The sequence below is a fragment of the Variovorax sp. RCC_210 genome, from assembly GCF_041355175.1.
Lineage (GTDB): Bacteria > Pseudomonadota > Gammaproteobacteria > Burkholderiales > Burkholderiaceae_C > Variovorax.
Genome location: NZ_JBFUPJ010000014.1, coordinates 33,295 through 50,428, shown reverse-complemented (window position 1 = coordinate 50,428; position 17,134 = coordinate 33,295). Strand labels below are relative to the sequence as shown.

19 protein-coding genes are annotated in these 17,134 nt (G+C 69.1%); 8 read left to right on the top strand and 11 right to left on the bottom strand.

The features are described 5' to 3' along the window. Positions 1-5 precede the first annotated feature (5 nt). Positions 6-923 (bottom strand): LysR substrate-binding domain-containing protein, encoded by a 918-nt coding sequence (locus tag AB6807_RS29945; protein WP_371087407.1) that lies wholly within the window; start codon positions 921-923, stop codon positions 6-8. A gap of 124 nt (positions 924-1,047) precedes the next feature. On the opposite strand from AB6807_RS29945, the gene AB6807_RS29940 reads away from it, so the two are divergent. Beyond that, a complete protein-coding gene (locus AB6807_RS29940; RefSeq protein WP_116912067.1) occupies positions 1,048-1,800 on the top strand; it encodes a glucose 1-dehydrogenase in 753 nt (250 codons plus the stop codon). Between the two features lie 3 nt (positions 1,801-1,803). Here AB6807_RS29940 and AB6807_RS29935 read toward each other — a convergent pair whose 3' ends face one another. Beyond that, positions 1,804-2,214 (bottom strand): FKBP-type peptidyl-prolyl cis-trans isomerase, encoded by a 411-nt coding sequence (locus tag AB6807_RS29935; RefSeq protein ID WP_116912068.1) that lies wholly within the window; start codon positions 2,212-2,214, stop codon positions 1,804-1,806. 168 nt (positions 2,215-2,382) lie between these two features. Here AB6807_RS29935 and eat point away from each other — a divergent pair, with 168 nt between their 5' ends. The 5 genes from eat to AB6807_RS29910 all read left to right on the top strand — a co-directional run bounded on the left by eat (position 2,383) and on the right by AB6807_RS29910 (position 7,686). Then, entirely contained in the window at positions 2,383-3,816 is a 1,434-nt protein-coding gene (gene eat, locus AB6807_RS29930; RefSeq protein ID WP_371087406.1) for an ethanolamine permease, read from the top strand. Positions 3,817-3,832: 16 nt separating this feature from the next. After that, the gene (locus tag AB6807_RS29925; RefSeq protein ID WP_371087405.1) at positions 3,833-5,227 is read left to right on the top strand and encodes an ethanolamine ammonia-lyase subunit EutB; all 1,395 of its coding nucleotides are present in this window, start codon (positions 3,833-3,835) and stop codon (positions 5,225-5,227) included. Then, positions 5,224-6,045, top strand: a complete 822-nt coding sequence (gene eutC / locus AB6807_RS29920; protein WP_371087404.1) for an ethanolamine ammonia-lyase subunit EutC — start codon at positions 5,224-5,226, stop codon at positions 6,043-6,045. Before AB6807_RS29925 ends, eutC begins: the two co-directional genes overlap by 4 nt. A 101-nt stretch (positions 6,046-6,146) precedes the next feature. Beyond that, a complete protein-coding gene (locus AB6807_RS29915) occupies positions 6,147-6,443 on the top strand; it encodes a helix-turn-helix transcriptional regulator (RefSeq protein ID WP_371087403.1) in 297 nt (98 codons plus the stop codon). Further along, positions 6,433-7,686 (top strand): type II toxin-antitoxin system HipA family toxin, encoded by a 1,254-nt coding sequence (locus tag AB6807_RS29910; protein WP_371087402.1) that lies wholly within the window; start codon positions 6,433-6,435, stop codon positions 7,684-7,686. The genes AB6807_RS29915 and AB6807_RS29910 overlap by 11 nt, the downstream gene beginning before the upstream one ends. A 75-nt stretch (positions 7,687-7,761) precedes the next feature. Here the strand turns inward: AB6807_RS29910 and AB6807_RS29905 are convergent, their stop codons facing one another. Further along, on the bottom strand, positions 7,762-8,463 hold the full coding sequence (locus tag AB6807_RS29905; protein ID WP_371087401.1) for a phosphatase PAP2 family protein: 702 nt from the start codon (positions 8,461-8,463) through the stop codon (positions 7,762-7,764). 346 nt (positions 8,464-8,809) lie between these two features. Between AB6807_RS29905 and AB6807_RS29900 the strand changes: the two genes are divergently transcribed. Then, positions 8,810-9,064: a hypothetical protein gene (locus AB6807_RS29900; protein ID WP_371087400.1), complete on the top strand. Its 255-nt coding sequence runs from the start codon at positions 8,810-8,812 to the stop codon at positions 9,062-9,064. Positions 9,065-9,128: 64 nt separating this feature from the next. Here AB6807_RS29900 and AB6807_RS29895 read toward each other — a convergent pair whose 3' ends face one another. After that, on the bottom strand, positions 9,129-9,710 hold the full coding sequence (locus tag AB6807_RS29895) for a dihydrofolate reductase family protein (protein WP_371087399.1): 582 nt from the start codon (positions 9,708-9,710) through the stop codon (positions 9,129-9,131). A gap of 194 nt (positions 9,711-9,904) precedes the next feature. Between AB6807_RS29895 and AB6807_RS29890 the strand changes: the two genes are divergently transcribed. Beyond that, the gene (locus tag AB6807_RS29890; RefSeq protein WP_116912077.1) at positions 9,905-10,174 is read left to right on the top strand and encodes a hypothetical protein; all 270 of its coding nucleotides are present in this window, start codon (positions 9,905-9,907) and stop codon (positions 10,172-10,174) included. A gap of 57 nt (positions 10,175-10,231) precedes the next feature. Here the strand turns inward: AB6807_RS29890 and AB6807_RS29885 are convergent, their stop codons facing one another. From AB6807_RS29885 to AB6807_RS29855, 7 genes are all read right to left on the bottom strand, one after another. Next, positions 10,232-10,588, bottom strand: coding sequence for a hypothetical protein (locus AB6807_RS29885; RefSeq protein ID WP_371087398.1), 357 nt, complete (start codon positions 10,586-10,588; stop codon positions 10,232-10,234). Positions 10,589-10,705: 117 nt separating this feature from the next. Further along, positions 10,706-10,990, bottom strand: coding sequence for a hypothetical protein (locus AB6807_RS29880; RefSeq protein WP_371087397.1), 285 nt, complete (start codon positions 10,988-10,990; stop codon positions 10,706-10,708). 376 nt (positions 10,991-11,366) lie between these two features. Beyond that, on the bottom strand, positions 11,367-11,843 hold the full coding sequence (locus AB6807_RS29875; protein WP_165840432.1) for a Fur family transcriptional regulator: 477 nt from the start codon (positions 11,841-11,843) through the stop codon (positions 11,367-11,369). After that, positions 11,840-13,240 (bottom strand): efflux transporter outer membrane subunit, encoded by a 1,401-nt coding sequence (locus AB6807_RS29870; RefSeq protein WP_371087396.1) that lies wholly within the window; start codon positions 13,238-13,240, stop codon positions 11,840-11,842. Before AB6807_RS29870 ends, AB6807_RS29875 begins: the two co-directional genes overlap by 4 nt. A gap of 8 nt (positions 13,241-13,248) precedes the next feature. Next, positions 13,249-15,258, bottom strand: coding sequence for an ABC transporter permease (locus tag AB6807_RS29865; protein WP_371087395.1), 2,010 nt, complete (start codon positions 15,256-15,258; stop codon positions 13,249-13,251). Next, complete coding sequence (locus tag AB6807_RS29860) at positions 15,252-16,457, bottom strand: efflux RND transporter periplasmic adaptor subunit (RefSeq protein WP_371087394.1); 1,206 nt, start codon at positions 16,455-16,457, stop codon at positions 15,252-15,254. The genes AB6807_RS29865 and AB6807_RS29860 overlap by 7 nt, the downstream gene beginning before the upstream one ends. Next, positions 16,457-17,113: a hypothetical protein gene (locus AB6807_RS29855; protein ID WP_371087393.1), complete on the bottom strand. Its 657-nt coding sequence runs from the start codon at positions 17,111-17,113 to the stop codon at positions 16,457-16,459. The genes AB6807_RS29860 and AB6807_RS29855 overlap by 1 nt, the downstream gene beginning before the upstream one ends. Positions 17,114-17,134 lie beyond the last annotated feature (21 nt).

The window sequence follows — 17,134 nt, the reverse complement described above, 5'->3', positions numbered from 1 at the left end:
GCGCTTCAGCGCATGCCCGTCTTGTTGTAAGGCGCAAAAAGCGCCACCGCCCAATCGACGAACACACGCAGCTTCGCGCTCAGGTGCCGGTTTGTCGGGTACACCACATGCAGCGGGTACGGCTCGGGCGCCCAGCCCTGCAGCACTTCGACCAAAGCGCCGCTGGCGAGGTAGGGCGCGGCCATTACATCGAAGGTCTGCGCCACGCCCATGCCGGTGAGCATCGCGCTCAGGTGCGCGGTGCTCTCGTTCACGCTCATCACCGCGTGGCCGTGGATTTCAACGCGCTCCTCGCCCCGCCCGTAGCGCAACGGGATCGGCCGGTTGCTCAACGACGAGAAGTAGCCCAGCACCCGGTGCGTGCCGTTGCCCAGTTCGGCAGGCGTCTTCGGCACGCCATGGCGCTTCAGGTACTCGGGCGTGGCGCAGGTCACGAAGGGCAAGGTCGCGATGCGGCGCGCCACCAGCGACTGGTCGTTCAGCTCGCCGGCGCGAATCACGCAATCGACCGCGTCGCCGATCAGGTTCACCGGCCGGTCGCTCACGCCGATCTCGAGCTCGATCTCGGGGTAGCGCGCATGAAAAGCCGGCAGCTGCGGAATCAGGATCATGTTGGCCAGCGACGAGCCGACGTCCACCCGCAGCCGCCCGCGCGGGTTGGCTTGCGCGTTGCTCAGGTCCGACTCGATGTCTTCCAGCTCGGCCAGCACGCGCGCGGTGCGTTCGTAGTAGGCCGCGCCTTCAGGCGTGACGGTCACGCGCCGCGTGGTGCGCTGCAGCAGCTTCACGCGCAGGCGCGTCTCCAGCTGCTGCACCAGCTTCGTCACGGTGGGCTTGGGCATTTGCAGCGAGTCGGCGGCGCGGGTGAAGGTGCCGGCCTCGACCACGCGGGCAAACACGCGCATGGCGGTGATCTGGTCCATGGCCGGATTATTGGTGAATCGTGAATAAACAAGTTCCGCCCGGGCCCTTGGTGCGGCAGGGGGTCGCGCCCAAACTCCCCTCCATCAACAACGCTGCATCGCAGCATCCACCAAGGAAGAAATCATGACCCTCAAGCTCGACGACAAGATCGCCCTCGTCACCGGCGGCACCAGCGGCATCGGCCTGGCCACCGCGCAACGCTTCGTGGCCGAAGGCGCGCACGTGTTCATCACCGGGCGCCGTCAGGCCGAGCTCGACGCGGCCGTGAAGGCCATCGGCCGCAACGTGACGGGCGTGCTGGGCGACGTGTCGAAGCTCGAAGACCTCGACCGGCTCTACGCCACCATCCAGCAACAAAAGGGCCGCCTCGACGTGCTGTTCGCCAACGCGGGCGGCGGCAGCCTGCTGCCGCTGGGGCAGATCACCGAGGAGCATTTCGACAAGATCTTCAACACCAACGTGCGCGGCCTGCTCTTCACCGTGCAGAAGGCGTTGCCGCTGATGCCCAAGGGCGCGTCGATCGTGCTCAACGCGTCCATCACCAGCATCAAGGGCAACCCGGCCTTCAGCGTCTACAGCGCCACCAAGGCGGCGGTGCGCAGCTTTGCGCGCAGCTGGACGGTCGACCTGAAGGATGCCGGCATCCGCGTCAACGCGGTCAGCCCCGGCGTGGTGCCGACGCCTGCCTACGAGCTGCTGGGCCTGACGCCGGAACAGGTGAAGGGCTTCATCGACGGGCAGGCGCAGAACATTCCGCTGGGCCGTGTCGGCACGCCCGATGAAATCGCCAAGGCCGTGGTGTTCCTGGCCTCGGACGACAGCAGCTTCGTCAACGGAGTGGAGCTCTTCGTCGACGGCGGCATGGCCCAGATCTGACGCTCAGCGCTTGGCGACCGAGACCAGTTCCACTTCGAAGTTCAGCGTGGCGTTCGGCGGAATCACGCCGCCCGCGCCCCGCGCGCCGTAGGCGATCGATGGCGGGCAGGTCAGCTTGGCCTTGCCGCCGGGCTTCATCTTCTGCACGCCTTCGGTCCAGCACGGGATCACGCCGTTGAGCGGGAACTCGGTCGGTTCGCCACGCTTGTAAGAGCTGTCGAATTCCTTGCCGGTGTCCGGGAAGGTGCCGCGGTAGTGCACCTTGACCACGTCGGTGGCCAGCGGCGAGGTGCCGGTGCCTTCCTTCAGCGACTGGTAGATCAGGCCGCTGGGCGTGGTCACCGGGGCAGACTGCGCGAAGGCAGCGGGAACAGCAAGAACGGACACGAGCGCGGCACAGAAAAAAGACTTCACGAAACACCTCGAAGGTTGAGAGGCCCCGATTATGGCCAGCGCCTGTGAAGGGCCTGTAAGGGGATATGCGGGGCGCACGCGGGGCTTTGGACACGCGTTTTTCTCGGTGGAACAGCCCTTGCTTTGCTGAATGTGCACTGTCACCATTCACGAAGAGAGGAAAGCCCCATGCATTCCACAGAAGCCACGCAGGCCGCCACGTCGACGGGGGCCGCGCATGCGGGCACGGGCCACCTGAAGAAGGTGCTCGGCCCGTTCCAGCTCTGGGGCATCGCCGTGGGCCTTGTCATCTCGGGTGAGTACTTTGGTTGGAGCTACGGCTGGAACACCGCCGGCACGCTCGGCTTCCTGGTCGCCACGGTGCTGGTGGCCACCATGTACACCACCTTCATCTTCAGCTTCACCGAACTGTCGACCGCCATTCCGCACGCGGGCGGCCCCTTCGCGTATGCGCGGCGTGCCTTCGGGCCCCACGGCGGTTTCGTCGCGGGCTTTGCCACGCTGGTCGAATTCGTGTTCGCGCCGCCGGCCATCGCGCTGGCCATCGGCGCCTACCTCAACGTGCAGTTCCCGGGCATCAACCCGAAGTGGTTCGCGCTCGGCGCGTACGTGATCTTCATCGGCCTGAACTGGATCGGCGTGGGCATTGCCGCGGCCTTCGAGCTGTTCGTCACGGTGCTGGCCATCGTGGAGCTGCTGGTGTTCATGGGCGTGGTCACGCCGGGCTGGACGCTGGCCAACTTCACCGCCAACGGCTGGGCCGGTGGCAGCGTGCTGAACGGCGCGGCCATCTCGGGCATCTTCGCGTCGATACCGTTCGCCATCTGGTTCTTCCTGGCCATCGAGGGCGCGGCCATGGCGGCCGAAGAGGCGCGCGAGCCGCACCGCACCATACCCATCGCGTACACCACGGGCATCGTCACGCTGGTGGTGCTGGCCTTCGGCGTGATGATCTTCGCGGGCGGCGTGGGCGACTGGCGCAAGCTCGCCAACATCAACGACCCGCTTCCCCAGGCCATGAAAGCGGTGGTGGGCGAAAACAGCGGCTGGCTGCACATGCTGGTGTGGATCGGCCTGTTCGGGCTGATTGCGTCGTTCCACGGAATCATCATGGGCTACTCGCGCCAGATCTTCGCGCTGGCGCGCGCGGGCTACCTGCCGCGCTGGTTCGCGGGGCTGAGCCCGCGCTTCGACACGCCGCACCGCGCGCTGCTGGCCGGCGGCGTGGTGGGCGTCGTCGCCATCTTCAGCGACGAGTGGGTGCAGTTCGGCGGGCAGACGCTCACGGCCAACATCGTGACCATGGCGGTGCTGGGCGCCATCGTCATGTACCTCGTCTCGATGGCCGCGCTGTTCAAGCTGCGCCGCAGCGAGCCGAACCTGCTGCGCACCTACCGCGCGCCCTTCTACCCCGTGTTCCCGGCCATTGCGCTCGGCCTTGGCGTGGTGTGCCTGGGCGCGATGGTGTGGTTCAACTTTATGCTCACCGTGCTGTTCGCGGTGCTGATGGCCGCAGCCTACGGCTACTTCCTGATGACCTCGGCGCAACGCAAGTCCGCCGCGCCCGACGACATGCTGTCGTCGTCGCCCACCAACGCGTGACCACCCCCGAAGAAAGATGCTCTACCGCACCACCATCGACCACCAGGTGTTCGCCTTCGACGACCTGCGCCAGGTCATGGCCTTCGCGAGCCCCGCGCGCTCGGGCGACTACCTGGCGGGCATCGGCGCTTCCACCGCGCAGCAGCGCATGGCCGCGCGCCATGTGCTGGCGGACACGCCGCTCAAGCAGTTCCTGACCGAAGCGCTGGTTCCCTACGAGCGCGACAACATCACGCGGCTCATCATCGACAGCCACGACGCGCAGGCCTTCGCGCCCGTCTCGCACCTGACGGTCGGCGACTTTCGCAACTGGCTGCTGTCCGACGCGGCCACCACCGCCACGCTCACCGCGCTGGCGCCGGGCCTCACGCCCGAGATGGTGGCGGCCGTGTCCAAGCTCATGCGCAACCAGGACCTGGTGTCGGTCGCGAAAAAGTGCTGCGTGGTCACGCGCTTTCGCGACACCATCGGGCTGCCCGGCCACCTGGCGGTGCGGCTGCAGCCCAACCACCCGACCGACGACCTGCGCGGCGTGGCCGCCTCCACGCTCGACGGCCTGCTCTACGGCGCGGGCGATGCGGTGATCGGCCTCAACCCCGCTTCGGACAGCATGCCCGTGCTCGGCCAGTTGCTGCGCATGCTCGACGAGGTCATCCAGCGCTTCGAGATTCCCACGCAAAGCTGCGTGCTCACCCACGTGACCAACACGCTCAAGCTGGCAGAGGCCGGGGCGCCGGTCGACCTGGTGTTCCAGTCCATCGCGGGCACCGAGAAGGCCAACCTGTCTTTCGGCGTGACGCCCGAGCTGCTCGACGAGGCCTATGCCGCGGCGCTGTCGCTCAAGCGCGGCACCATCGGCGACAACGTCATGTACTTCGAGACCGGCCAGGGCAGCGCGCTGTCGGCCAACGCCAACTTCGGCGTCGACCAGCAGACCTGCGAGGTGCGCGCGTATGCACTGGCGCGGCGCTACAAGCCCTTCCTGATCAACACCGTGGTCGGCTTCATCGGGCCGGAGTACCTGTACGACGGCAAGCAGATCATTCGCGCCGGGCTGGAGGACCACTTCAGCGGCAAGCTGCTGGGCCTGCCCATTGGCTGCGACATCTGCTACACCAACCACGCCGAGGCCGACCAGGACGACATGGACACGCTGCTCGTGCTGCTGGGCACCGCGGGCATCAACTTCATCATGGGCATTCCGGGCGCGGACGACGTGATGCTCAACTACCAGAGCACCTCTTTCCACGACGCGCTCTTTTTGCGCGACACGCTGGGCCTCCAGCGCGCGCCCGAGTTCGAGGCCTGGCTGCAGCGCATGCACATCACCGACGCGGCGGGCCGGCTCGCGCCGCCTTCGTCGAACCGGCTGCTGGCCGACATGGGCGGGCTGGCCGCGCTGGCGCCATGAGCGACGACTCGGTCACCCCCAACCCCTGGGCGCAATGGCGCGCCGCCACCCCGGCACGGCTCGCGCTGGGCCGCGCCGGCGCCGGCATGCCGACCGACGAAACGCTGCGCTTCGGCTGGGCGCACGCCATGGCGCGCGACGCGATCCACGCGGCGCTGGACGTCGACGCGCTCGAAGCCGCGTTGACCGCGCAGCACTGGCAAGTGGCCCGCGCGTGCAGCCAGGCCGCGGACCGCACCGAATACCTGCGCCGCCCCGACCTCGGCCGGCAGCTCGACGAAGGCGCCGCCACGCGCCTGCTCGCCGACCGTCGCTACGGCTGCGATGTGTGCATCGTGGTCGGCGACGGCCTCTCGTCGCTTGCCGTCGCGCGCCATGCCGCGCCCCTGCTCGCGGCGCTGCGCGCGCAGCTGCCGGCCGACACCAGCTTCGCGCCGGTGGTCGTCGCCACGCAGGCGCGCGTGGCGCTGGCCGACGAGGTGGGTGAGCTCTTCGGCGCGGCGCTGTCGGTGATGCTCATCGGAGAGCGGCCCGGCCTGAGCTCGCCGGACAGCCTGGGCATCTACCTGACGCACTCGCCGAAACGCGGGCGGCACGACGCCGAGCGCAACTGCATTTCGAACGTGCGGCCCGAAGGCCTGCCTTACGAAACTGCCGCGTTCAAGCTGGCCTGGCTGATGCGCGAATCGCTGCGGCGGGGGCTGACCGGCGTGGGGCTGAAGGACGAGAGCGATGTCGCGGTGCTGCAGCAGCGGGACGTGCCTGGGTCGGGTCGAATAAACAGCCAGACCAGCGGGCGGGCCAGCGGCCTTCCCTGATTCATAAATACGCAATAAAATGACTCTTAAGCCGTTTAATAGTCATTTTATTGATGCCAAAAAACAGTCACAGCCTTTCCGCCCTGCCCTCGCCGACCCTGTTGCCCCTTGAACAACTGGGGCTGCGCCTGCGCGCGCACAGGGTGCACCGCGAATGGACGGTCGCGGAAATGGCCGAGCGGCTGCTGTGCGCGCCCAACACGCTGCGCGCGCTCGAATCGGGCAAACCCACCACCAGCATCGGCCTGCTCGCGCACGCGCTCTGGCTCTTCGGCGAAATCGATTCGCTGGACAGCCTCGCACCGGCGCCCGCGGAAATGGCGGCGACACGGCGCGTGCGCAAGTCGGCGACACGCAGCGCCGCAGGCGTGATCGCGGAGGACGAGCGTGACTTCTGACAGCGACGAAGTCGAGCGCCGCGTCTACGTCGGCCTCGCGCACCGCACGGGCGAGCAGGTGCAACCCGCCGGCCTGCTGAAGCTGCTTCGCCGCGGCGTGGTGGAGTCCGGCGAGTTCGCCTACGGCCGGCGCTATCTCGAAGACCCGGCGGCCGCGGCGCTCAACCCCGCGCACCTGCCGCTGCGCGACGCCGCCTTCGTGCTGGCCGAGGGCCGCATCCGCGACGGTGGCGCCATGCCGCTCACGTTGCGCGACGCATTGCCTGACAGCTGGGGCCGCAAGGTGCTCGAAATACGCCAGGGCCGGCCGCTGTCGGACATCGACACGCTGCTGCTGACCAACGAAGACCGGGTCGGTGCAATGGTGTTCGCAGAAAACCTGCCCATTCGCAGTGACGAGCCGCCCGTGGCGCTCAGGTCGCTGCAAAAACTCTCCGAGGCCTCTCGCCGCGTCGAGGAAGGCATGGAGATCGGTCCCGACATGCACCTGCTGCTGCGTGGCGGCAGCCTGGGCGGCGCGCGGCCCAAGGCGGCCTTAGTGCACGAAGGCCGGCGCTGCATCGCCAAGTTCGCCTCGCGCGGCGACGACCACGACGTGGAAGTCGTCGAGGCCGCCACGCTGTGGTTGGCCGATGCCTGCGGCATCGATGTGCCGCCCTTCCTGCTGCACCGCCTGGCGTCGGGGCACGCCCTGCTGGTGCAGCGCTTCGACCGCGCGGGCCCGGTGACCGACGAGCGGCGTTTTCACTACCTCTCGGCCTCGGCGCTGCTCGACGTGCCCTATGCGTCCAGCCGGGGTAGCTATGTGGAACTGGCGCAGCTGCTGCGGCGCATTTCCGCGCAGCCGCAGCAAGACCTGGCCGAGCTGTTCAGGCGGCTGGTGTTCAATTTGGCGGTGGGCAACAGCGACGACCACGTGAAGAACCATGGCGCGTTGCGGGGCGAAGACGGGCAGTGGCGGCTGGCCCCCGCCTTCGACCTCGTCATGCAGCTGGGCGGCCACACGGGCTACCAGGAGCTGGCCATTCTGGCGGGCCAGCACGCGTCGAGCCTGGCGCTGGCGCGCGAGGCCGCGCCGCACTTCGGGCTGACGGCTGCGGCGGCGGAGGCGGTCATTCTTTCCATCGGCGAGACCGTCGCACTGCACGCCGCGGCCAGCGTGGCGTCGGCGGGCGGCAACCAGGCGCTCGTGCAGCGGGTGGCGGCGTTCATTGCGCAGCAGTCGGAACGCATCGAGGCGTAAGGGGCGGCATGAGGGGCGGCGTAGCCGAGAGCCTTCGCCTGGTGGTGAAACCCCGTCAGCCCGGCGAACACGATGTCACTCGGCCGCCTCCTGCGGCCTGCCCACCCCGTCGCTCCCTTGCAGCCCTTGCGGCCCTTGCTTCGCACGCCAAGCCACCGAAGTCGCAAGCATTTCATCGCGCGTGCAGGGGCGCTCCCTGCCCGACAGCTTCACGGCGATGAGCGCCAGCGCGTCCTGCGTCGGGGCGGGCCGGCCGTGCGACACCAGCGCCATCAGCACGACCGCGGCCGCGAGCGGCCATCGCCGGCCCCGCATGGGCGCCGGCGTTGGCCCCTGCAACCACAGGAAGCCGGCGCTCACCAGGGTGCCGAGCATGGCACCGGCGACCACCTCCGAGACCGAGTGCGCCTCCAGCGCCAGCCGCGAGATGCCGATGCCGACGGCCAGGCACCACCCCAGCACCGCGGCTGCCAGCCGCCAATGGCGCGAGGCGCGCGACGTCGCCACCCACAGCAGCACGGGCCACACGCTGGTCGCCAGCGCGGTGTGGCCGCTGAAGCCGGTGAAGTTGAGCGCCGCGCTGCCGATGCCCCAGCCCATGAAGGCGATCTTCGACACCATGACCACGAAGCCGCAGGCGCCGAACATCAGCGCCCATTGCCACGCGGCCGTGCGTGTATGCCGGTGAATGAACAGCCACAGCCCGACGAGCAACGCAGCGGGCAGCAGAAAGCCGCTGTCGCCCAGTGACGTGAAGGAGTGCCAGAAACGGTGCATGTGAATGACTGAGGTGCGGCTTGGGGTTTCGGTTCCGCCGAATCGGCCAGGGCTCCGCAGCAATGCCTGTGCCGGGCTGATGGTCGCGAGCTGCACGCGTGTCGAAAAAGGCGGCCGCGCAGCCACCTGTCAAACCCGGAAGCTGCGGCGAGCGAGTGGCTGGCTTTGGTGGGTGGGAGGCGTCTTGAAGCGTGAAATAAGTCTCAAATTTCAAAAATCGCCTCGCCAAATGTAATCCATTGGTATTGGTATTGCGTAATCTGGGCTCGGCTTCGGTTTCGAAGCACATGCGCTTCACAAGGGCGCCAAACCAGGAAAGCACCGTCAAAAGACGGTCCAAAGACCAATGACACACGAAGACCATCTATTGGCAGCGGAGGCTGCGGGGCGCCTCGGCGACATCGACGTACTGGGCACGCAGATTTCCGGCATCTGCTCGATGCTCCATGCCCTCTACATGGCGCATCCCGCACCGGACCAGGTGCGCCGCCAGTTCGATCGGCTTCTGAAGAACCTGCTCGACTCGGCCTACGTGATGGACGAACCCGACCGCGCGATCGTCCTGCAGGCAACGGCTTCGGCCCTGCTCACGAACCGCTGAAAGCGCAAAGTCCCGGGCTGGCGGCGGCTGCCAACCGCGGCCGAGAGCCGCAATGTCCCGCGCCCTAGCTTCGGTTTTCCAACGGCCCTGCCACCCTGAACGCATTCAGCACGATGCCCGACGGCATCGCCTTCGTGCTGACGATTTCGAGCGAACGCGCCGGCGTGCCCTGTGCGAAGAAGCGCTTGCCGGTGCCCACCAGCACGGGGTAGACGATGAGCAACAGCTCGTCCACGAGCCCGTGTTCGAGCAGCGTCGACGCCAGCGTGGAGCTGCCCCAGAGCACCAGGTTCGGCCCCGCCTGCGACTTGATGCGGCGAACGCCCTCGACGATGTCCGGCCCGACGCCCTCGAAGGGGCCCCATTGCAAGGTTTCAGGGTGGTGCGTGGCGACGTACTTGGTCGCCGCGTTCAGGCTGTCGGCCATCGGGCCGCCCGGTGCCTTGGGCCAATAGGCCGACCACATGTCGTAGGTGCGGCGGCCCAGCAGCAGATCGAATTGCGCGCCCTGCGCGGCGATCACCTCGCCCAGGCCGGCGGGGGTGCGGTAGGGGGCGGTCCAGTCGGCGTAGGGGAAGCCGTCTTCGGCGGAACTCTGCATCACGCCGTCCAGCGAGATGTGCGCCATGATCTTGAGCGTTTTCATGCGGGTCTCCGTGCTTGGGCTTCGGGAATGGTAGTGGCGCGCGCTGCCCGCGTCGACCCACCGACCTGGCTACCCGTCGCTCCACCGGCGGCGAAACGCGCCTACAGCGCAAGGCATCCGCCGCGTACGCCGGCCTGTGCGCAAGCGCCCTACCGTGGATGGCACAAAACCATCAACAACACGAAGGACGTTTCATGAAGCTCTCTCGCACTTTGCTCGCGCTCGCTGCGGCCGGCGCATTTCTCACCATGGCCGGCGCTGCGGAAGCCAAGGGCTGCATCAAGGGCGCGGTGGTCGGCGGTGTCGGCGGCCACGTCGCGGGGCATCACGGCCTGATCGGCGCGGCGGGCGGCTGCGTGGTCGGCCGGCACATGGCGAACAAGAAGGACAAGGAGGCCGAAGCTGCCGCCGCCGCGCAGCGGGCGCCGGCAGACGGCGCGGCGCACGCTCCGGTCAAGCAGTAAAAGAGCAAGGGCCGACGCTGGGGAAGCGCACCAAGCGCAGTGCGCGCGATTGGCGAGTCAGGCGCGAAACCAGATCCTGGCCGTCACGTACAGCCCGTACCCCAGGGCCAGCACGATCCACAGCAGGAAGAACATGTTGGCCCAGTACTCCCCGGCGTTCGCGGCCAGGGTATAGATCTGCGACCTGCAGCCTTTGCCCACGCAAGGCACTTCGCCGCGAACCAGCGCGCGCAAGAAGGCGAACAGCAGGTAGACCGAGATGCCGGCCGTCATCACGAATCCGAAGGGCCCGACGAACCCTTCGGTGCGTTGGTCGTTCTCGTCGCGGTAGCCCTTGTTCAACCGGTTCTGGCCAAAGCGATACCAGGCGAATCCGAGCAGCAGCATCGATGAGTAGTAAATGATTTCGCGCATGACGGTGATTTTCCACGGCGCGCAAATCACGGGCGGGAATCACGCGCGGTATGAATCAGGCACGAGCAGCTCAAGGACAGGCCACGAAAAATTCGCAGCCCGTCAGACCGGCCGCTGCTAGGCGACGGTGCCGGCCTCAGGCGCATGGCGTCGCGCCTTCTCGTTCAACTGGAACAGCTCACCCGCCCTGCGCGCCATGTCGGCCGCGAGCCAGAGCAGGTTGTCCAGTTGACGTGGCCCCTCACCGCTGCACCAGTCGACGTCTTCGCCGTGGCAAACCCACAGCAATGCCTCGAGTTGGGAGAGGGTGTTTTCAAGCAAGTCCGCCGGATGCTGGGTGTCCTGGGCGTTTGCTTCGGGGGATACCGGCGTGCGAGGCCGGGCTATAGTCTTGGTAGCCATTTTTGTGCGGTCCTTTGAAGGTTGTTGCACTTCTTTGGTTAGACGGTCGGGGTGCTTCTTACACCCCGGCCGTCGCCTTTTGATACCTCGCTTTTGCATCGGTGCTTTCACACCGACAACCTGCCGCGAGGCAAGCAGCCCTTCAAGAATCGATGAGGTTGTGCGTGACGCCTTTCTGTGTTCCCTTGATGGGAAATTGAGTGACTGGGGCGTTCACTTTAGGCAAGAGCAGGTGCCGTGTGGCAAGGCACGCAGCACGAATTCTTGATTCGCGCCAACAAATACAACTTCCGTCGAAGGACTTGCGCAAGACACGCGAACGCGCGCCGTGCCGCAGCGGCGCGACGACAACACGGGCGCGTGACCGCCTCTTCTTTCAGGTGCGCACAGCACTGGCCGCGTCGGCGGGCAAGGCGCTGAAGTAGCGGCCCGTGCCGCCGGGGCTGGGCTGCACTTCGAGCACGAGCCCGGCCAGGTCGAAACCTTCGCGCTCCGCCGCGGCCAGCAGGCGCGCGCCCAGGTCGGCGTCGTCCAGCACCACGCGGCGGCCGGTGCGCTGGCACACCAGCTGCAGGCCCAATGCACCGCGCTCGGTGCGCCGCAGCCAGTACAGCGCCTTGCGATCGCTGCCCCAGCCGCGCAGCAGCACCTGCCGCGTTTCCAGCTCGTGGATCAGCCGGTAGACGGTGCCCAGGCTCACGCGCGTGCCGCGTACGCTCATTCGCCGGAACACCTCTTCGGCGGGCAAGGGCGTTTCGCCCGCCGCATCGATGACCTGCAGCACGCCGATGCGCGCGCTGGTGGGCCGCAGCCCTGCGGCGCGCAGGCGCTGCATCACGTTGGTACCGCTCATGGCGATGTCTCCCTGTTGTGTGTGGTTGCCACCTGCTGTTGCTGCGCCCATCCGCCACCCAGCGCGCGGTACAGCGCCACGCTGGCCTGCAGGCGCTGTGCCTTCAGTTGCACCGCGGCGTCTTGCGCGGCATAGAGCGTGCGCTGCGCGTCGAGCAGCACCAGCAGCGTTTCGGCCCCGGCCTTGTAGCGCGACTGCGCGAGCGTGAACGCGCGCTGGGCCTGGCGGAGTTCTTCCGCCTGCGCATCGCGTTGCCGGTCGATACCCGCCACCGCGTCGAGCGCGGTGGCCGCGTCACCGAAGGCCGCGACCACGGCGGCGCGGTAGCCAGCCAGCAGCTCTTCGCGCCGCGCCACGGCCAGGTCGCGCCCCGCGGCCAGCCGGCCGGCGTCGAAGATGGGCGCGGCCAGCCCGGCGGCCAGCGAATACACGGGGCTGTCGAACAGCGCGCGCAACCGGCCGGCGCTCCAGCCCACGCCGGCGCCCAGCGTCACGCGCGGCAGCATGGCGGCGCGCGCCACGGCAATGTCTGCGTCGGCCGCGTCGAGCAAGGCTTCGGCACGCGCGATGTCGGGGCGCCGCGCGAGCAGGTCCGACGGCAGGCCCGCGCCGATGCCGGGCTCGCGCAGGCCGTCGAGGCTGGCGGCGGCAAAGCCGAAGGCCGATTGGCCCGACAGCACGGCCAGCGCGGTGCGCGCGTCGTCGGCCTGCTGGTGCAGCGCGGCCAGCGTGCGTTGCTGGCTTGCGACCAGGCCGCGCTGTTGCGCGAGTTCGAGCGGCGTGGCCGCGCCCGCGCGGGCGCGCGAGTCGACCAGCGCCAGCACGCGCTGCGCGTTGTCGAGGTTGCGCGTGCCGATGGCCGCGCGCTCGCGCAGCGACACGGCCTGCAGCCATGCGTTGGCAACGCCCGCCGTGGTGGTCAGGCGCACGGTGTCGCGCGCGAAGGCGCTGGCACGCAGGCCGGCCAGCGCGCTGTGCTGGGCGGCCCGGTTGCCGCCCCAGAAGTCGAGCTCGTAGCTGGCGCCGAGGCTGGCCGCGAAGCTGTCGCCCGCGACCTGCGCCTCGCCTCCCATGCGGCCTTGCCGCGCGGCATCGAGCCCCGCCGTCACGCCCGGCCACAGGGCCGCGCCGGCCATGCGCGCGGACGCCTCGGCCTGCCGCACGCGCGCGGCGGCGGCGGCCACGTCGAGGCTCTGCGTGGCGGCCTGCTCGACCAGCGCGTCGAGCTCGGTGCTGCCGAAGCTGCGCCACCACGGGGCGTCGCGCCGTGCCGCCGCGTCGGGCGCGGCCGCAACGGGCGTGGTGGTCGGCGGCGACGCGGTCGCGCAACCCGACACCAGCCACGCCGCGGCCACCGTTGCAGCCGTGGCCACCAGCGGTTGAAAGAACCTGCGCATCGTCATCCTCACTCCCCTGCCAGCGCCACGACCGGCGCCAGCCGCGCGGCCGTCGTCGCGGGCATGTAGCCGAAGATCAATCCGGTCGCGACGGCGCAGCCGAAGGCACCCGCCATCGCCGTCACTGAAAACACCATGGGCACGCCGCTGAAGATCAGCACGGCACCCACGGCCAGCCCCGCGAGCACGCCCACCACGCCGCCGGTGAGCGTGAGCAGCGTGGCCTCGGTCAGAAACTGCCGCAGGATGTCGCGCTGCCGCGCCCCCGTGGCCATGCGAATGCCGATTTCGCGCGTGCGCTCGCGCACGGTCATCAGCATCACGTTCATCACGCCGATGCCGCCGACCACCAGCGACACGGCGGCGATCAGGCCCAGCATCAGCGTCATGCTGCGCCGCGTCTGCGCCTCGGCCTGCAGCTTGGCGGCGGCGTTGCCGATGGCGAAGTCTTCCCTGCCGTGGCGCGCCAGCAGCAGCTTGCGAATGCCCGCCTCCGCCGCGAGCACCTGGGCCGACGAGGCGGCGGAAACGACGGTGTAGTCGGGCTGGGTCTGCACCTGGTACACGCGCGCCCTGCCCGCCTGGTAGGGGATGAACACCATGTCGTCGTAGCTCTGCGCGCCCGATTCGGCACCGCGCTCGGCCATGACGCCGATGACCTCGAAGGGCGAATTGCCGATGAGCAACTGCCGCCCGCGCGGGTCTTCGATGGCGGGAAAGAAATGCGCGCGCGCCTTGTGGCCCAGCACCACCAGCGGCGCCAGGCCACGGTCTTCCTCGTCGCTGAAGTAGCGGCCCAGCGCCACGGGCCACTGGTGCACCACGGGCATGGCGTTGCTGCTGGCGAACACGTACACCTCGCGGTCGGCATTGCCGTGGCGCACGGTGATCGGGTCGCCGATGACGGGCATCACATGGCCCACCTCGGGCAGCGCGGCCACGGCGTCCAGGTCGTCCTGCGTGAGCGGTCGCGCGGGGCCGCCGCTGGCGGGAGCGCGGCTGCCCAGGTACATGATGGTGGTGCCCAGCGTGCCCATCTGCTGCACCACGCGCTGGCGTGCACCTTCACCCACCGCGAGCATCACGATGACCGAGGCCACGCCGATGACGATGCCCAGCAGCGTGAGGCCGGTGCGCGAGCGGTTCAGCCGCATGCCGCGCCAGGCGGTGCGCGCGGCCTCGCGCAGGTCGGCCGCAAATGAGGCGCCGCTGTCGCCGGCGGCGCGCGACATGTCGAAGGCGGGCAGCACGGCTACGGCGTGTTCCTTTTCGGGTGCCTTTTTGTTTTCCCTTTCCTTTTTTTCATGCCCCGGCTCGCTGCCGCTGTCGGCCACGATGGCGCCGTCGCAAATCTCGATGACGCGCCGCGCCTGCGCGGCCACGCCGCGGTCGTGCGTGATCAGCACGATGGTGTGGCCCGCGTCGGCCAGCTCGTTCAGCAGCGCCATCACCTCGGCGCCGCTCTTGCTGTCGAGCGCGCCGGTGGGCTCGTCGGCCAGGATGATGCGGCCGCCGTTCATCAGCGCGCGCGCGATCGACACGCGCTGCTGCTGCCCGCCGGAGAGCTGCGCAGGCCGGTTGTCGAGCTTGTCGGCCATGCCCAGGCGCGCCAGCAGCGCGGTGGCGCGCCTGGCCCGCTCGCTTGCGGAGGCACCGGCGTAGATGGCCGGCACCTCGACGTTCTCGCGCGCCGATTCGGTGGCGATCAGGTGGTAGCCCTGGAACACGAAGCCGAAGGCCTCGCGGCGCAGCCAGGCCAGCTCGTCGGCGCCCAGGGCCGACACGTCCTTGCCGGCGAAGCGGTAGCTGCCTTCGCTGGGCCGGTCGAGGCAGCCGAGCAGGTTCATGAGCGTGGACTTGCCCGAGCCCGAGGCACCGACGATGGCGACGAACTCTCCCGCGCGAATGTCCAGGTCGATGCCGCGCAGCACCTCGACCGCGGGCTGCGCGCCGCCGCCATAGCGCTTGCGGATGCCGCGCAACTCGATGAGCGCGGGAACGGTCGCGGTGTTCACCATTGCAGCCATCCGAGGCCGGTGACCGGCTTCGCCTCGCCGAGCACCAGGCGCTCGCCTTCTTTCAGGCCCTCGAGCACTTCGGCGTGGTGGCGGCTGCGTGCGCCCACGCGCAGCGTGCGCAGTTCGGGGCGGCCGTTGCTGGCGAGCACGCGCGCGGTGTGGGAGCCGCGTGCGCCGGTGGCACCGCCCGCGGCGGTGACGCTGGTGATGGCCGCCAGCGGCACGGCGATCGCGTTGCTGGCGCTCGCGGTCACGAAGGCGACCTGCGCCGTCATCTGCGGCATGAGCTCGCCGTCGGCGTTGTCCACGTCGAACAACACGGTGTAGGCCACGGCCTTGGTGGCGGTGGCCGGCGTGGCGGTGGTGGCGCCCTTGTTCTCGGCCACGGGCGGCGCGGGCAGCACCTGGCGCACGACGCCCTGCCAGCGCCGCGGCACCTCATCGCCGCGGCCGTCGCCGTGCCCGCCCAAAGTGGTGAAGTACACGGGCATGGCCGGCTTCACGCGGCGCACGTCGGCCTCGCTCACCTCGGTCCACACCGTCATGGCGCCCAGGTCGGCAATGCGCAGGATGTTGGGCGTCTGGTAGGTGGCGTTCAGCGTCTGGCCTTCGCGCGCCTCCACCGACACCACGGTGCCCGCCATCGAGGCGTAGATGCGGGTGTAGCCCAGCCGGGCCTCGTCGGCCTTGAGGGTGGCCTGGGTCTGGTCGATCTGGGCGCGGAGGTTGTCGCTCTTCGCGCCTGCGGAGGCGAAGGCGGCTTCGGCGGCCTGCAGGTCTTCGAGCCGCGTGGCCTCGTCTTGCGCCATCTGCCTTTGCCGCGCCAGCTGCTGGCCCGCGAGGCGGTGCTGGGCCTGCTGGTCGGCCAGCTGCGCGCGCAGGCCGGCGAGCGATGCGCGTCCCGCGTCGACCGTGGCCTGCTGCACGCTGGGGTCGATCTCGACCAGCAGCTGCCCCTTCTTCACCGTGTCGCCGGCCTGCACGTGCAGCCGGTTGACCTGGCCCGACACCTGCGCGCCCACGTCCACGTACTTGCGCGGCTGCAGCGTGCCGATGGCGGTGACGGTGGCCTCGATGTCGGCGCGGGCCACGGGCACGGTGTCGTACGCGGGCGCGCCGCGGTCTGGCCACCAGAAGGCGATGCCCGCGACCACGGCAACGAGCAGCACGGCGGCGCCCGCGCGCGAAGGCGCATTCATCAGGGCTTGACCTCGAAGCTCAGCGTGGCGGTGTGGCGCACGTCGTCGTACTTCTTGCCGTCGAGCGTGACGGCGCCGTTGTCTACCCGCGCGGTCACCTCCAGCACATACAGGCCCGGAAACGGCGTGCCCAGCGTGACGCTGCCGTCGGCCGCCGGCGCGAGCTGGCGGCGCCAGCCTTCGGCGGTGTCGACGTTGACCTGGCTGGCCGACACCACGCGGCCCTTGAACATGAGCTTGAAGGTGTTGCCGCCGGGCTCGGTGGGCACCAGCTCCAGGTCGTTCACGGCCTGCGTGCCGGCGCGGCCGAAGCGTGACTGGTAGTAGGTGAGCACGCCCTTGTCGCCGGTGCGGGTGGCGGTGAAGCGAAGGTCGCCATTCGCCGCCTCCGCGGGCAGCGCCACGTCGAAACGGTCGGCGCGGGCCTCGACGGGCAAGGGCTTGCCGTCAGGCAGCACGGCCTTGGGTTGCTGCAGCGCGGGCAGCGCGGCGAGGGGCTTGCGCAGCTCGCCGGCGCGGATGCTGAAGTACGCGCTGGTGTTTGTGTTGTCACCGCTGGTGGCAGGCTCTTTCTGCAGCCACAGGTAGTCGGCATGGGCGGTGCCTGCCAGCAGCAAGGCGGCGGCCGCGAGCGCGGCGTGGAATCGGGTGTTCATGAAAATTCTGGCTCTCTCTTC

Coding starts and splice junctions, on each gene's coding strand:
- AB6807_RS29945 (WP_371087407.1), bottom strand. CDS start 923: ATGGACCAGATCACCGCCATGCGCGTGTTTGCCCGCGTGGTCGAGGCC.
- AB6807_RS29940 (WP_116912067.1), top strand. CDS start 1,048: ATGACCCTCAAGCTCGACGACAAGATCGCCCTCGTCACCGGCGGCACC.
- eat (WP_371087406.1), top strand. CDS start 2,383: ATGCATTCCACAGAAGCCACGCAGGCCGCCACGTCGACGGGGGCCGCG.
- AB6807_RS29925 (WP_371087405.1), top strand. CDS start 3,833: ATGCTCTACCGCACCACCATCGACCACCAGGTGTTCGCCTTCGACGAC.
- eutC (WP_371087404.1), top strand. CDS start 5,224: ATGAGCGACGACTCGGTCACCCCCAACCCCTGGGCGCAATGGCGCGCC.
- AB6807_RS29905 (WP_371087401.1), bottom strand. CDS start 8,463: ATGCACCGTTTCTGGCACTCCTTCACGTCACTGGGCGACAGCGGCTTT.
- AB6807_RS29900 (WP_371087400.1), top strand. CDS start 8,810: ATGACACACGAAGACCATCTATTGGCAGCGGAGGCTGCGGGGCGCCTC.
- AB6807_RS29895 (WP_371087399.1), bottom strand. CDS start 9,710: ATGAAAACGCTCAAGATCATGGCGCACATCTCGCTGGACGGCGTGATG.
- AB6807_RS29890 (WP_116912077.1), top strand. CDS start 9,905: ATGAAGCTCTCTCGCACTTTGCTCGCGCTCGCTGCGGCCGGCGCATTT.
- AB6807_RS29885 (WP_371087398.1), bottom strand. CDS start 10,588: ATGCGCGAAATCATTTACTACTCATCGATGCTGCTGCTCGGATTCGCC.
- AB6807_RS29880 (WP_371087397.1), bottom strand. CDS start 10,990: ATGGCTACCAAGACTATAGCCCGGCCTCGCACGCCGGTATCCCCCGAA.
- AB6807_RS29875 (WP_165840432.1), bottom strand. CDS start 11,843: ATGAGCGGTACCAACGTGATGCAGCGCCTGCGCGCCGCAGGGCTGCGG.
- AB6807_RS29870 (WP_371087396.1), bottom strand. CDS start 13,240: ATGCGCAGGTTCTTTCAACCGCTGGTGGCCACGGCTGCAACGGTGGCC.
- AB6807_RS29865 (WP_371087395.1), bottom strand. CDS start 15,258: ATGGTGAACACCGCGACCGTTCCCGCGCTCATCGAGTTGCGCGGCATC.
- AB6807_RS29860 (WP_371087394.1), bottom strand. CDS start 16,457: ATGAATGCGCCTTCGCGCGCGGGCGCCGCCGTGCTGCTCGTTGCCGTG.
- AB6807_RS29855 (WP_371087393.1), bottom strand. CDS start 17,113: ATGAACACCCGATTCCACGCCGCGCTCGCGGCCGCCGCCTTGCTGCTG.